Raw genomic sequence first — 12930 nt, 5'->3', positions numbered from 1 at the left:
AACCCCGCAATGCAATTTACAATTTGTTGGCAACAGTTTTTTTCTTGTTTTTTATACACTATAAATTAATCAATACTCCAAAATTATAAGCACCTCTGGTACTCCAAACCCTATAGTCTCCAGCTATTATATTTTTAAGACCATATTGACCATCACATTCAAGAAATAGTTTCGTGTTATTAGTTATTTCATATTTGTACCCCAAACAGAACGCATAGCCATAATCGGAACCGTTCATTTGATTTTTTATATCTTCACCTAATTCTGAATCTTTTGCACTGGTTAATAGTCCCAGATAAGGACCAAAGCTTAAATACCATCTCCTATGTTTACTAAAATGCCAATTTGCCATAAAAGGAATAGTAATATAATTCAGATTAATATCAGTTATTAAGGTATTATCGTTCTTGTCTATAATTGTACCGTTAGAATAACCTTTGTTATCCCAAATAACTTTCAACTTAACGCCCCATCTGTCAGAGAAATAGTATTCACCAGATACACCATTGTTATAGGTTACTCTAGTCCCAGTGTTGTTTTCTCCTGGTGCAACTACACCTGCCAGACTTATACCTATATTCGTTCCTATTTCAAGTCCTTTTTGTTTTTGAGCATTTACATTGAAAATTCCTATTATAACCACAAATATTATCAATGTCAGCGTTTGGAAAATATGTTTCATTTTGTTGTATTCTTTTTAATTGGATTGTCAAAATTGTTGCCAACGTATGTATAACCCAACCAGTTGGGTTATATCTCTATTATCGGGTTGGGTTATACGCCCAATTGGGGTGGGTAACCCAACTTCTTGTCTAAAGTCTTATGTTTAAGTGTGTATTCAATGGCATTAAATTCTGTTTTAAAGTTAGCAATCCTGTTAAACAAAACAATAATGTTGAATACACAGAAATCGGCAAAAACATATTGAGGGCTAAAGCCAAGTTAAGTATACTATGATTAACCCCGGGCTTAAGCCTGGGGTTAGTGAATACCACATAGTACAGGGGCTTTAGCCCGGTTTCCGCGCCAGCTGTGGGATCCAGAAAACCACGGTCGCAAAAAACAACCTAACTCACTGATAAAGAGAGTCCGCCACCGGCCAGAGGCAACACTTTGTAACACTTGCAAAGTATTGCCGCGCATTGGCGGCATAGGTCTGTAAGGCTTACAAAGCCTTGCCACACACCCGTGGGGAGGTTTCGTACGTGAACATAAGGTTGCCGTGGATCGGCGGCATAGGTTTGTAACTGATATAAATTGGTGTCGTGCATCGGGAGCACAGATTTGTAACGAATATAAAGTGGTGCCGCGCACCGGTGGCAGGGTTTCGCAATTAAACATTTAGCCGCCACTGAACCAACGCATAAAATACTGCGACGATACATTGACCGCCCGTGCCGGACGTGCAAGCTCAGGGGACGAGGACAGTCAGGTTGATCCTGTTGTTGAATAGCAGATGATTAACATTTGGAAAAGGGCATTCCGGGGGATGCCATTTTTTATGCCCGCTTCTAAAGAACCACTGCCCCTCTGGCAGGGATTGCAGCGGTAGCTTGCCGCCGCGCCTGGCTAATGACACCTGTTAGTTGGAAGCGACCTCAGGAAGCTGCCCAACTAACTTTGGTGGAACAGCCAGGCGCAAGGCAACTTTAGCGGAAAGCCCGGCCGCCAGCCGTAAAAGAATTACCTCGAAAATGAAAAAGCCGGTCTGTATAAAACAAACCGGCTTTTCAGTATCATAAAGAAATACTCTATTCTTCTTTCTTTTCCTCTTCGTCAGCAGCTTCTTCAGTAGATTCTGCTTCAGCTTTTGGCTCTTCCGCTTTAACTTCAGCTTCAGCAGCCGGAGCTTCTTCCACTTTAGTTTCTTCAACTACTGCAGCTTTTGGAGCTTCTTCCTTAGTTTTTGCAACTTTAGTTTCAGCTACAGGTGCATCAGATTTTTTTGCTCCACCACGACGTGAACGACGTGATTTTGGTTTTGCAGCTTCTTCTTTTGCAGCCAACATTGCTTCGTTGTAGTCTACCAGTTCGATGATGCACATCTCGGCATTGTCACCAATACGGTTACCGGTTTTCAAGATACGGGTGTATCCTCCCGGGCGATCGGCAACTTTTGCAGCTACGTCTCTGAACAGTTCAGATACAGCATCTTTATTCTGAAGGTAGCTGAAAACTACCCTGCGAGAGTGTGTAGTATCATCTTTTGCTTTAGTAATCAGCGGCTCAACATACATACGTAAAGCTTTGGCTTTAGCAACAGTAGTTGTAATTCGCTTATGCTCGATAAGTGAATTTGCCATGTTTGCCAACATCGCTTTACGATGCGCTGACTTACGGCCTAAATGATTGAATTTCTTATTGTGTCTCATTGCTTATTACTCCTTATCCAATTTGTACTTGGTAATATCCATTCCAAAATTCAGTCCCATGTTATCCAGCAGGTCATCCAATTCTGTTAACGATTTTTTACCGAAGTTTCTGAATTTCAACAAGTCATTACGGTTGTAAGTAACCAGGTCACCCAGTGTATCCACATCGGCGGCTTTCAAACAGTTCAATGCACGCACTGAAAGATCCATGTCGACCAATTTGGTTTTCAACAACTGACGCATGTGCAGTACTTCTTCGTCGAACTCTTCGTTTGCAAATTTCTCGTCGGTGTCAAGAGTAATCTTTTCATCCGAGAACAGCATGAAGTGATAGATAAGAATTTTGGCTGCTTCTTTCAACGCGTCTTTAGGGTGAATTGAACCATCGGTATGAATATCCAAAACCAGCTTTTCGTAGTCGGTTTTTTGTTCTACACGGTAGTTTTCAACGGCGTACTGAACTTTTTTGATTGGAGTAAAAATAGAATCGATCGGAATTAATCCGAATTCTTCTTCAACCGGTGTGTTCTCAACAGCCGGAACATAACCACGACCTTTGTTGATGGTTAATTCCATCTGGATCTTAACGTCTGGTTCCATTCTGCAGATCACCAACTCCGGATTCAATACCCGGAAACCGGTCATGAACTTGTTGATATCGCCGGCAGTCAATTCTTCCTGACCGGTAATAGAGATCGATACTTTTTCACTGTCAAAATCTTCCACCTCGTTTTTAAAACGCACTTGTTTCAGATTCAGGATAATATCAGTAACATCTTCGATAACCCCTTTTATCGTAGAAAACTCATGGTCAACACCTTCAATTTTAACAGTTGTAATTGCATAGCCTTCCAACGACGATAACAGAATTCGACGAAGCGCATTACCAACAGTAATACCGTATCCCGGTTCTAAGGGACGAAATTCGAATTTGCCGACTTTATCGTCGGACTCTAACATTATCACCTTGTCAGGCTTTTGGAATGCTAATATTGCCATAATAACTTTAGTAAATTTATTATTTTGAATACAACTCTACGATCAGTTGTTCTTTGATGTTTTCTGGAATTTCTTCGCGTTCCGGACGATTCAGGAATTTACCGACCATTTTGTCGCTATCCCACTCGATCCATTCGTATTGCGAACTTCTACGCGAATGCAATGAGCTCGTAATTTCTTCCAGCGATTTTGATTTTTCACGAACGCCGATAACGTCGCCCGGTTTAACCGTGTACGATGGAATATTTACTACGTTTCCGTTTACAGTAATGTGTTTGTGTGTCACAAACTGGCGGGCCGCAGCCCTTGTTTTAGCAATACTCATGCGGAAAACAACGTTGTCGAGACGCGACTCGAGCAACTGAAGCAGAACTTCACCGGTTACCCCTTTTGCAGCCGAAGCTTTTTCGAAGAGGTTACGGAATTGTTTTTCCAATACACCATAGGTATATTTAGCTTTTTGCTTTTCTTTCAACTGTAGCCCGTACTCCGATTTCTTTCTTCTCTTAGCGGCTAAACCGTGCATCCCCGGAGGATAGTTTTTGTGTTCGAACACTTTATCCGGTCCGAAGATAGGTTCGCCGAATTTACGAGCGATTTTAGATTTTGGTCCTCTATATCTTGCCATTTCCTTTTCGTTTTAAAATTAAACTCTACGTCTTTTAGGAGGCCTGCAACCATTATGTGGAAGCGGTGTTACGTCAACGATCTCGGTTACCTGAATACCAATGGTAGACAGTGCTCTGATTGCTGATTCACGACCGTTACCAGGTCCTTTAACGAATACCTTAACTTTACGAAGTCCAAGGTCATAAGCAGTTTTAGCACACTCCTCAGAAGCTACCTGAGCTGCATACGGAGTGTTCTTTTTAGAACCACGGAATCCTTTTTTACCCGCTGACGACCAGGAGATCACCTCTCCGTTCATATTTGTCAGCGTTACAATGATATTGTTGAAAGACGAGTGGATATGGGCCATACCATTGGCTTCAACAACCACTTTTCTCTTTCTAGTACTTGTACCTGTTTTTTTTGCCATAACTCAAATTCCTTATTTAGTGGCCATTTTTTTGTTGGCAACAGTTTTACGTTTTCCTTTACGGGTACGTGCGTTGTTTTTGGTACTTTGTCCGCGTACCGGTAAACCGATACGGTGACGAACACCACGGTAACAACCAATATCCATCAATCGCTTGATGTTTAACTGGATTTCAGAGCGCAGTTCACCTTCAACTTTGAAGTTGTCGCCAATTACCTGACGAATGGCGGCAAACTGATCGTCGTTCCATTCCTGTACCTTTTGGTCTTTGTCTACTCCGGCTTCCGCCAGAATTCTTTGTGCCCTGCTACGGCCAATACCATAAATGTAGGTAAGAGCAATCTCACCTCTTTTATTATTTGGAATATCAACACCTGCAATACGTGCCATAAAATTTAATTTTTACAGATTAATGTTACCCTTGACGTTGTTTAAACTTCGGGTTCTTCTTATTAATCACATACAAACGTCCCTTCCTGCGAATAATTTTGCAGTCGTCGCTACGTTTTTTTACTGAAACACGAGTTTTCATTTTTACTTGTTTTAATTTTTGGTATACGATGACCCGCTTCTTTTGGCGGGATAACTCACCCCGGTTATACCGTGACTCGTTTCTCTAATTATTCAATCTTAGTTTTTATAACGGAATGTAATCCTACCTTTTGTAAGGTCGTAAGGAGACATCTCGACTTTAACTTTATCACCAGGCAAAATTTTAATATAGTGCATTCTCATTTTACCGGAAATGTGACCTGTAATAACATGCCCATTTTCCAATTCAACTCTGAACATTGCGTTCGATAATGCTTCTATTATTGTTCCATCTTGTTCTATGGAAGGTTGTTTTGCCATAAATTAAATATAATTCTTGTTAAAGTTAAAAATCAAAATCTCGTTTACTAGTCTTACATTCCCATACCCGGACGGCCCTTAATACGTCCTGATTTCATCAGTCCGTCGTAGTGACGCATCAACAGGTGACTTTCGATTTGCTGTAAGGTATCTAACACAACACCCACGAGGATAAGCAGTGAAGTTCCGCCGTAAAAATACGCGAATCCCTGACTCATTCCTGCCATCATAGCAAAAGCCGGAAGAATAGTTACCAATCCCAGGAAAATAGATCCGGGAAGTGTTATTCTACTCATTACGGTATCAAGAAATTCAACCGTTTTCTTTCCTGGTTTAACACCCGGAATAAAACCGCCGTTTTTCTTCATGTCTTCGGCCATTTGGGTAGGGTTAATAGTAATAGCGGTGTAAAAATACGTAAAAGCTACCACTAATAAAAATTGTGTAAAATTGTACCAGAACCCTGTGATGTTAGACAAAGCAGCCGCAACACCGCGAAGGTTCTCAGAGTTAGCAACACCAACAATTGTAATAGGCACCATCATAATTGCCTGGGCAAAAATGATAGGCATTACGCCTGCGGCATTTACTTTCAGAGGGATGTACTGACGTACACCGCCATATTGCTTGTTACCCACAATCCGTTTGGCGTATTGTACCGGAATCCTTCTTGTTCCCTGAACCAGGGCGATGGATGCCATAAATACGATAAACAGGATAACAAACTCTACAAGGAACACTACCAGGCCGCCTGCTGCAAAGCGCGACACAAATTCTTGTGCTACTGATTGCGGCAAACGAGCTATAATACCAATCATGATTATCAGTGAAATACCATTACCGATACCTTTATCGGTAATACGCTCACCTAACCAAAGAACAAACATCGAACCGGCTGTTAGAATCACGATGGAAGGAGCATTGAACCAAAGCCCTTTCATTGCAAAAGCCGTTTCGGGTAACTGATAATGAAGGTTCGTAAGATAAGCCGACGCCTGAGGAATCAGGATCAACACAGTTAAATAACGTGTGATCTGATTGATTTTCCTCCTTCCTGACTCTCCCTCCTTCTGCAACCTCTGGAAGTAGGGAACTGCGATACCCATTAACTGGATAACGATTGAGGCAGAAATGTATGGCATGATTCCCAAAGCAAAGACAGAAGCCTGTGCAAAAGCACCTCCCGAGAACATGTTAATCAAGCCCAGCAAGCCATCAGAGGTTTGCTGTTCCAGGTTTTGTAACTGTGCCGGATCGATTCCAGGAAGCGAAACAAACGAACCTAACCTGTAAATTAACAGGAAGAAAAGTGTTGTTCCAATTCTGAATCGTAAGTCTTCAATCTTATAGATATTCTTTAGGGTCTCAATAAATCGTTTCATTACGGTTTAAGCTATTTCAGTTGTTCCTTCTAATTTTTCTATTGCTTCTTTCGCGCTTTTCGAAAATGCGTCGGCTTTAACTTCTAATTTTTTAGTTAAAGTTCCGCCGCCAAGAATTTTGATCTTGTCGTTTTTCGATGCGATTCCTGCCTGCACCAACGAATCTTTGTCGATAACAGATAAGTTATTCTTTGCTGCAACGGCTTCCAATACATCGAGGTTGATTGCTTTGAATTCAACACGGTTGATGTTTTTGAAACCCATTTTAGGAACGACACGTTGCAAAGGCATCTGTCCGCCTTCGAAACCGATCTTCCTTGAATAACCTGATCTCGACTTCTGGCCTTTGTGACCACGGGTTGATGTACCACCGCGACCTGAGCCCTGTCCGCGACCTATGCGCTTTCCTGTTTTTGTCGATCCTTCAGCAGGTTGTAAGTTATTTAAGTTCATCTTATTAATATTTTTTAGTTTCAAATGTTTCGGATGCCAGGTATTTTCAAAATTGAAATCCCCAACATCCTTACTTTGAAATATTAATTCACTTCCTCAACACTAATCAAATGCCTCATTTTGTTAACCATTCCAACAATCTGAGGAGTAGCTTCGTGCTCAACTGTCTGATTCATTTTTTTCAGACCTAAAGCCGCCATAATTGCTTTCTGGCGTTTTGTTGAACCGATTGTACTTTTTACTTGTGTAATTTTTAGCTTTGCCATAACGTGTTATCCTTTAAAAACTTTTTCCAATGAAACACCTCTGTGTTCAGCTACGGTATACGCATCTCTCAGCTCAAGCAAAGCAGACATTGTTGCTTTTACCAGGTTGTGTGGGTTCGATGATCCTTTTGATTTTGCAAGGATATCGTGAACACCAACACTTTCGAGTACTGCACGCATCGCACCACCGGCTTTTACCCCGGTACCTGATGATGCAGGCTTAAGTAACACGTTAGCGCCGCCGAATTTGGCAGCCTGTTCGTGAGGAATAGTTCCGTTAATTACCGGTATTTTTACCAGGTTCTTCTTAGCTGCGTCAACACCTTTTGCAATTGCAGTGGTAACTTCGCTTGCTTTACCAAGACCCCAGCCTACGATTCCTTTTTCGTCGCCAACCACAACAATGGCAGAGAAACTGAATGTACGTCCACCTTTTGTTACTTTGGTTACACGATTAATGGCTACCAACCTGTCTTTCAATTCCAGGTCGCTGGTTTTTACTTTATTAGTGATTTTCGCCATAATGATTAGAATTTAAGGCCACCTTCGCGGGCAGCGTCAGCTAATTGTTTTACTCTACCATGGTATAAATAACCATTTCTATCGAATACAACTTCGGTAATTCCTGCAGCTACTGCTTTTTCAGCTACTGCTTTACCTACCATTGCAGCTTTCTCTGATTTCGATCCTTCAGAACCGGCGATAGCTTTGTCTGAAGAAGATGCAGCAACCAATGTAGTTCCCTGCACATCGTCGATAAGTTGAGCGTAAATTTGTTTGTTGCTTCTGAAAACGCTCAGTCTTGGACGTTCGGCGGTGCCTGAAACAACGGTGCGCACGCGACTTTTAATTCTTGCTCGCCTTTGTACTTTTGTTAATGCCATAATAATTAATTCTTTAAAATTATTTACCGGCGGCCTTACCAGCTTTACGCCTCAATACTTCGCCAACAAACTTAATACCTTTACCTTTATATGGCTCAGGTTTACGGAATGATCTGATTTTTGCAGCTACCTGTCCGATCAATTGCTTGTCGTGACTTTTCAATGTAACCACCGGGTTGCTACGCTTATCAGATAATGCCTCAACTTTCACTTCAGGAGGAAGCTGGATGTATGTGTGGTGCGAGTAACCCAACACAAGGTCGAGTACGTTGTCCGGCATAACTTCAGCACGGTAACCAACACCTACTAATTCCAACTTTAATTCGTACCCTTTGGAAACACCTTCAACCATGTTATTAACCAAAGAGCGGTACAGTCCGTGCATCGATTTTTCTTTTTTCGATTCACCCGACCTCTTCACTTCAATGTTACCGTCTTCAACAGCAACTTCAATAGAAGGGTCTACTTGTTGTGTCAATTCTCCAAGAGGACCTTTAACGCTAACTACGTTTTCGTCGTTAACTTTAATTTCTACTCCTGACGGAATTGCTATGGGTAATTTACCTATTCTTGACATTGACCGTTCCTCCTATTAATATACGTAACATAAAACTTCTCCGCCTACGTTCAGCTCACGAGCTTCTTTATCGGTGATAACACCTTTTGAGGTAGAGATAATTGCTATGCCTAAACCATTTAGTACACGTGGAATACTTGTGCTATCACAGTATTGACGTAAACCTGGTTTACTTATTCGCTCAAGCGATTTTATTGCAGATACTTTAGTCTCTGGATTGTATTTCAATGCAATTTTAATGTTACCCTGGTGGCCTGCTTCGTCTTCAAACTTGTAGTTTAAGATATAACCTTTGTCTTTCAACAGTTTGGTTATTTCTTTTTTAAGGTTTGAAGCAGGAATATCAACCACGCGGTGTTTCGCCATAATTGCATTTCTTACCCTTGTCAGATAATCTGCTATTGGATCTGTTACTTTACTCATTTTTCCAATTGTTTAAACGATTACCAACTTGCCTTTTTAACTCCAGGGATTAAACCGTTTGAGGCCATTTCCCTAAAATCAATCCTGCTGATTCCAAACTGGCGCATGTATCCTTTCGGACGTCCTGTAAGTTTACAACGGTTGTGTAAACGTACTTTCGACGAATTTTTAGGAAGTTTCTGCAAACCTACGTAGTCGCCTTCTTCTTTCAGCCTGGCACGTTTCTCGGCATATTTCTCAACTAATCTTGCACGTTTCACTTCGCGTGCTTTCATTGATTCTTTAGCCATTACTAGTTCTTTTTAACGTTTTTAAATGGTAAACCTAATTCTCTTAACAAAGCAAAACCTTCTTCATCGGTATTTGCAGAAGTGACAAAGGTAATATTCATTCCGTTGATCTTGCTGACCTGGTCGAGCACGATCTCAGGAAAAATAATCTGTTCCGGAACGCCTAATGTGTAGTTACCACGGCCGTCCATTTTGCTTTCAATCCCTTTGAAGTCACGAATACGTGGCAGGGCTACAGCGATCAGACGATCGAGGAATTCATACATTTGGTCGCGACGCAATGTAACGCGCACGCCAATTGGCATTTTCTTTCTCAACTTGAAGTTTGAGATGTCCTTTTTTGACGCAGTTTGTACGGCCTTTTGGCCGGCGATTTTCGTCATTTCGGTTTGGGCAACTTCAATCAGCTTTTTATCGGCGATTGCTGCTCCTACTCCCTGGTTAAGGACAATTTTTTCTAATTTCGGAACCTGCATTACAGAAGAGTAATCGAACTCCTTCTTCAGTGCAGGGATAATTTCTTCCTGATATTTCTTTTTAAGAGTTGGTACGTAAGCCATTACTTAATCTCCTCTCCTGATTTTTTCGAAATACGAACTAATTTACCATCGTCATTCAATTTCCTTCCCACGCGGGTAGCTGCTCCTGTTTTAGGATCAACCAGCATAAGGTTAGAAATGTGCACCGGTGCTTCTTTTTCAACAATACCACCTTGCGGAGCTTCCGCGTTAGGTTTGGTATGTTTCTTAATCATATTTACACCTTCTACAATTGCTCTGTCGGTTTTACGGATCACCTCCAACACTCGGCCTTTAGCGCCCTTGTTGTTTCCAGCGATCACCACCACAGTGTCACCTTTTTTTATGTGTAACTTTTTCTGCATTTTGAGCTTTTTTCTTATTACAGTACTTCTGGTGCGAGTGAAATAATTTTCATATTATGCTCGCGCAATTCTCTTGCAACAGGCCCGAAAATACGTGTTCCACGCATTTCACCAGCGTTGTTCAACAGTACTACAGCATTGTCATCGAAGCGGATGTAAGATCCGTCCTGACGACGAACTTCTTTTTTTGTACGAACTACAATTGCTTTCGAAACAGTACCTTTTTTCACATCGCCGCCTGGCAGCGCATTTTTAACAGTAACCACTACAGTGTCGCCCAGAGAAGCATAGCGTTTTCTTGTTCCGCCTAATACACGGATACACAGAACTTCTTTTGCTCCACTGTTATCGGCTACCGAACATCTTGATTCTTGTTGTATCATGATTACTTCGCTCTTTCAATTACTTCAACTACTCGCCAACATTTGGTTTTACTTAAAGGACGTGTTTCCATAATCCTTACAGTATCTCCAACATGACAATCATTTTTCTCATCATGGACATGGAACTTGGTTGTTTTGTTAACGAACTTACCATAGATAGGGTGCTTCACTTTACGTTTTTCAGCAACCACGATAGATTTGTCCATTTTATCACTAACAACAACCCCGATTCTCTCTTTCCTGAGATTTCTTGCGTTATTCTCTTCCATCGCTGAATTAATTCTGTTTTTCATTTAATTCTCTTTCGCGAAGAATTGTTTGTAACCTTGCAATGTTACGCTTGCTTTCTCTAAGCTTGTTAGTGTTATCAAGCGGCGATACTGCATGGTTCAATCTTAGGCGAACAAGATTTTCTTTCTCAATCTGTAAGCGTTCGACGATTTCTTTTTCCGTCAATTCTTTGATTTCACTGATTTTCATGATTCACCTAATTTTATTCTTCAACATAATCGCGTCTTACGACAAACTTTGTTTTAACCGGTAGTTTCTGGGCTGCCAATCTTAAAGCTTCTTTGGCCATTTCAAATGGCACACCTTCTGCTTCAATGATTATGCGGCCTGGTGCTATCGGCGCAACAAATCCTTCAGGAGCACCTTTACCTTTACCCATCCTTACTTCGGCTGGCTTTTTGGTAATAGGTTTATCGGGAAATATTCTGATCCAAATTTGACCACGACGTTGCATATGACGTGTTACCGCAACCCTTGCTGCCTCGATCTGGCGACCGGTAATCCACGATTCTTCCAACGATTTTATTCCAAATGAACCGAATGCCAATTGGTTTCCGCGTTGCGCGTTACCTTTCATTCGGCCCTTCTGTACTCTTCTAAATTTTACTTTTTTCGGCTGTAACATTCTTTTAATTGATTGTGAGTGTTAAACCTCTATTTTCTTCTACCTCTACCACGGCCACCGCCGCCGCCTTTCGGACCCGGACCCGGACGACCTCCGGATTTTTGTCCTACATTAGGCGAAAGGTCGCGATTACCATAAACCATACCTTTACAAATCCAGACTTTCACACCGATTAAACCGGTTTTAGTCAGGGCTTCAGCCAGTGCGTAGTCGATATCGGCACGCAAAGTATGAAGCGGCGTACGGCCATCTTTATACATCTCTGCACGAGCCATTTCTGCTCCGTTCAAGCGTCCTGAAACCAATACTTTGATTCCTTCGGCTCCCATTCTCATGGTTGAAGCAATGGCCATTTTTACTGCCCTACGGTAAGCAATCTTACCCTCGATCTGACGTGCAATGTTAGTTGCAACGATCTTTGCATCGAGTTCAGGACGTTTGATCTCGAAAATGTTGATCTGAACCTCTTTACTGGTCAGTTTTTTCAACTCTTCTTTCAGTTTATCTACTTCTTGTCCACCTTTACCGATAATAATACCGGGGCGAGAAGTATGAACAGTGATGGTGATCAGCTTCAAGGTACGTTCAATAACGATTCTTGAAATACTGGCTTTGGCCAAACGAGCGTTCAGGTATTTCCTGATCTTTTGGTCTTCAACCAGCTTATCGCCGTAGTTATCACCACCAAACCAGTTAGAATCCCATCCTTTGATGAAACCTAAACGATTTGCTATTGGATTTACTTTCTGTCCCATGTATTACTACTAATTAAGGTTTTCTTCAACAACATTTTCTTTACTGTCTACATAAATCGTAACATGGTTCGAACGTTTTCTGATTCGGTGTGCACGACCCTGGGGAGCCGGACGTAACCTTTTCAGAATACGGCCTGAATCAACCATGATTTGAGATACGTAAAGTTCACTTTCTTCTAAACGAACACCTTCGTTTTTAGCCTGCCAATTGGCAATGGCCGAAAGAAGAAGTTTTTCTACCCTTCCTGAAGCTTCCTTAGAGGAGTATTTCAAAACGTCGAGCGCTTTGTTTACTTCCATACCACGGATCATATCAGCCACCAGTCTCATTTTACGAGGTGATGTTGGGCAGTTTCTTAAAACAGCAAAATATTGTTGCTTTTTTTCTTCTTTTCTTTTTTCAGCTGCTAGTCTTTTTCTGGCACCCATTGTACTTACTTTTTAAATTTTAAATGC

General features: G+C 41.5%; 24 protein-coding genes. All 24 read right to left on the bottom strand.

All coding sequences use genetic code 11. The features are described from left to right. Window positions 1-58 precede the first annotated feature (58 nt). Window positions 59-682 (bottom strand): porin family protein, encoded by a 624-nt coding sequence (locus HFD85_RS18500; RefSeq protein WP_167613250.1) that lies wholly within the window; start codon window positions 680-682, stop codon window positions 59-61. A 1069-nt stretch (window positions 683-1751) separates the two neighbouring features. Beyond that, window positions 1752-2372, bottom strand: a complete 621-nt coding sequence (gene rplQ, locus HFD85_RS21970; protein WP_167613248.1) for a 50S ribosomal protein L17 — start codon at window positions 2370-2372, stop codon at window positions 1752-1754. Window positions 2373-2378: 6 nt separating this feature from the next. Further along, on the bottom strand, window positions 2379-3371 hold the full coding sequence (locus tag HFD85_RS18490) for a DNA-directed RNA polymerase subunit alpha (RefSeq protein ID WP_167613246.1): 993 nt from the start codon (window positions 3369-3371) through the stop codon (window positions 2379-2381). Between the two features lie 19 nt (window positions 3372-3390). After that, entirely contained in the window at window positions 3391-3999 is a 609-nt protein-coding gene (gene rpsD / locus HFD85_RS18485; protein ID WP_167613244.1) for a 30S ribosomal protein S4, read from the bottom strand. A gap of 18 nt (window positions 4000-4017) precedes the next feature. Continuing rightward, on the bottom strand, window positions 4018-4410 hold the full coding sequence (gene rpsK, locus HFD85_RS18480; protein WP_167613241.1) for a 30S ribosomal protein S11: 393 nt from the start codon (window positions 4408-4410) through the stop codon (window positions 4018-4020). Between the two features lie 12 nt (window positions 4411-4422). Continuing rightward, on the bottom strand, window positions 4423-4800 hold the full coding sequence (rpsM, locus tag HFD85_RS18475) for a 30S ribosomal protein S13 (protein WP_167613238.1): 378 nt from the start codon (window positions 4798-4800) through the stop codon (window positions 4423-4425). A 25-nt stretch (window positions 4801-4825) separates the two neighbouring features. Beyond that, entirely contained in the window at window positions 4826-4942 is a 117-nt protein-coding gene (rpmJ, locus tag HFD85_RS18470; RefSeq protein WP_119439712.1) for a 50S ribosomal protein L36, read from the bottom strand. 98 nt (window positions 4943-5040) lie between these two features. After that, window positions 5041-5262: a translation initiation factor IF-1 gene (gene infA, locus HFD85_RS18465; RefSeq protein ID WP_038559066.1), complete on the bottom strand. Its 222-nt coding sequence runs from the start codon at window positions 5260-5262 to the stop codon at window positions 5041-5043. A 53-nt stretch (window positions 5263-5315) separates the two neighbouring features. Then, the gene (secY, locus tag HFD85_RS18460) at window positions 5316-6644 is read right to left on the bottom strand and encodes a preprotein translocase subunit SecY (protein WP_167613236.1); all 1329 of its coding nucleotides are present in this window, start codon (window positions 6642-6644) and stop codon (window positions 5316-5318) included. Between the two features lie 6 nt (window positions 6645-6650). Further along, on the bottom strand, window positions 6651-7097 hold the full coding sequence (gene rplO / locus HFD85_RS18455) for a 50S ribosomal protein L15 (protein ID WP_167613234.1): 447 nt from the start codon (window positions 7095-7097) through the stop codon (window positions 6651-6653). An 83-nt stretch (window positions 7098-7180) separates the two neighbouring features. Beyond that, window positions 7181-7363: a 50S ribosomal protein L30 gene (rpmD, locus tag HFD85_RS18450; RefSeq protein ID WP_167613232.1), complete on the bottom strand. Its 183-nt coding sequence runs from the start codon at window positions 7361-7363 to the stop codon at window positions 7181-7183. Window positions 7364-7369: 6 nt separating this feature from the next. Next, window positions 7370-7885 carry a 30S ribosomal protein S5 gene (rpsE, locus tag HFD85_RS18445; protein WP_167613230.1) on the bottom strand — a complete coding sequence of 172 codons (516 nt, stop codon included), beginning with the start codon at window positions 7883-7885 and terminating at the stop codon, window positions 7370-7372. 5 nt (window positions 7886-7890) lie between these two features. After that, window positions 7891-8247, bottom strand: coding sequence for a 50S ribosomal protein L18 (rplR, locus tag HFD85_RS18440; protein ID WP_167613228.1), 357 nt, complete (start codon window positions 8245-8247; stop codon window positions 7891-7893). 19 nt (window positions 8248-8266) lie between these two features. Next, window positions 8267-8824, bottom strand: coding sequence for a 50S ribosomal protein L6 (rplF, locus tag HFD85_RS18435; protein ID WP_167613226.1), 558 nt, complete (start codon window positions 8822-8824; stop codon window positions 8267-8269). Window positions 8825-8839: 15 nt separating this feature from the next. Further along, the gene (gene rpsH, locus HFD85_RS18430; protein WP_167613224.1) at window positions 8840-9247 is read right to left on the bottom strand and encodes a 30S ribosomal protein S8; all 408 of its coding nucleotides are present in this window, start codon (window positions 9245-9247) and stop codon (window positions 8840-8842) included. Between the two features lie 20 nt (window positions 9248-9267). Continuing rightward, a complete protein-coding gene (rpsN, locus tag HFD85_RS18425) occupies window positions 9268-9537 on the bottom strand; it encodes a 30S ribosomal protein S14 (protein ID WP_167613222.1) in 270 nt (89 codons plus the stop codon). A 2-nt stretch (window positions 9538-9539) separates the two neighbouring features. Continuing rightward, the gene (gene rplE / locus HFD85_RS18420) at window positions 9540-10097 is read right to left on the bottom strand and encodes a 50S ribosomal protein L5 (RefSeq protein ID WP_167613219.1); all 558 of its coding nucleotides are present in this window, start codon (window positions 10095-10097) and stop codon (window positions 9540-9542) included. Further along, entirely contained in the window at window positions 10097-10420 is a 324-nt protein-coding gene (gene rplX, locus HFD85_RS18415; protein ID WP_167613217.1) for a 50S ribosomal protein L24, read from the bottom strand. Before rplX ends, rplE begins: the two co-directional genes overlap by 1 nt. A gap of 17 nt (window positions 10421-10437) precedes the next feature. After that, window positions 10438-10803: a 50S ribosomal protein L14 gene (rplN, locus tag HFD85_RS18410; protein ID WP_167613215.1), complete on the bottom strand. Its 366-nt coding sequence runs from the start codon at window positions 10801-10803 to the stop codon at window positions 10438-10440. 2 nt (window positions 10804-10805) lie between these two features. Further along, the gene (rpsQ, locus tag HFD85_RS18405) at window positions 10806-11096 is read right to left on the bottom strand and encodes a 30S ribosomal protein S17 (RefSeq protein WP_476738603.1); all 291 of its coding nucleotides are present in this window, start codon (window positions 11094-11096) and stop codon (window positions 10806-10808) included. Beyond that, window positions 11080-11283, bottom strand: coding sequence for a 50S ribosomal protein L29 (gene rpmC, locus HFD85_RS18400; RefSeq protein ID WP_167613213.1), 204 nt, complete (start codon window positions 11281-11283; stop codon window positions 11080-11082). The genes rpsQ and rpmC overlap by 17 nt, the downstream gene beginning before the upstream one ends. A 13-nt stretch (window positions 11284-11296) precedes the next feature. Then, a complete protein-coding gene (gene rplP, locus HFD85_RS18395; RefSeq protein ID WP_167613211.1) occupies window positions 11297-11719 on the bottom strand; it encodes a 50S ribosomal protein L16 in 423 nt (140 codons plus the stop codon). A 29-nt stretch (window positions 11720-11748) separates the two neighbouring features. After that, window positions 11749-12474: a 30S ribosomal protein S3 gene (gene rpsC / locus HFD85_RS18390; RefSeq protein ID WP_167613208.1), complete on the bottom strand. Its 726-nt coding sequence runs from the start codon at window positions 12472-12474 to the stop codon at window positions 11749-11751. A gap of 9 nt (window positions 12475-12483) precedes the next feature. Next, window positions 12484-12903, bottom strand: coding sequence for a 50S ribosomal protein L22 (gene rplV, locus HFD85_RS18385; RefSeq protein WP_167613206.1), 420 nt, complete (start codon window positions 12901-12903; stop codon window positions 12484-12486). Window positions 12904-12930: the final 27 nt, after the last annotated feature.

Origin of the sequence: Maribellus sediminis, from assembly GCF_011799805.1 — a bacterium.
Lineage (GTDB): Bacteria > Bacteroidota > Bacteroidia > Bacteroidales > Prolixibacteraceae > Draconibacterium > Draconibacterium sediminis_A.
Note: the sequence above shows the minus strand (reverse complement) of the source record. Positions and strands in the feature narration are given on the sequence as shown.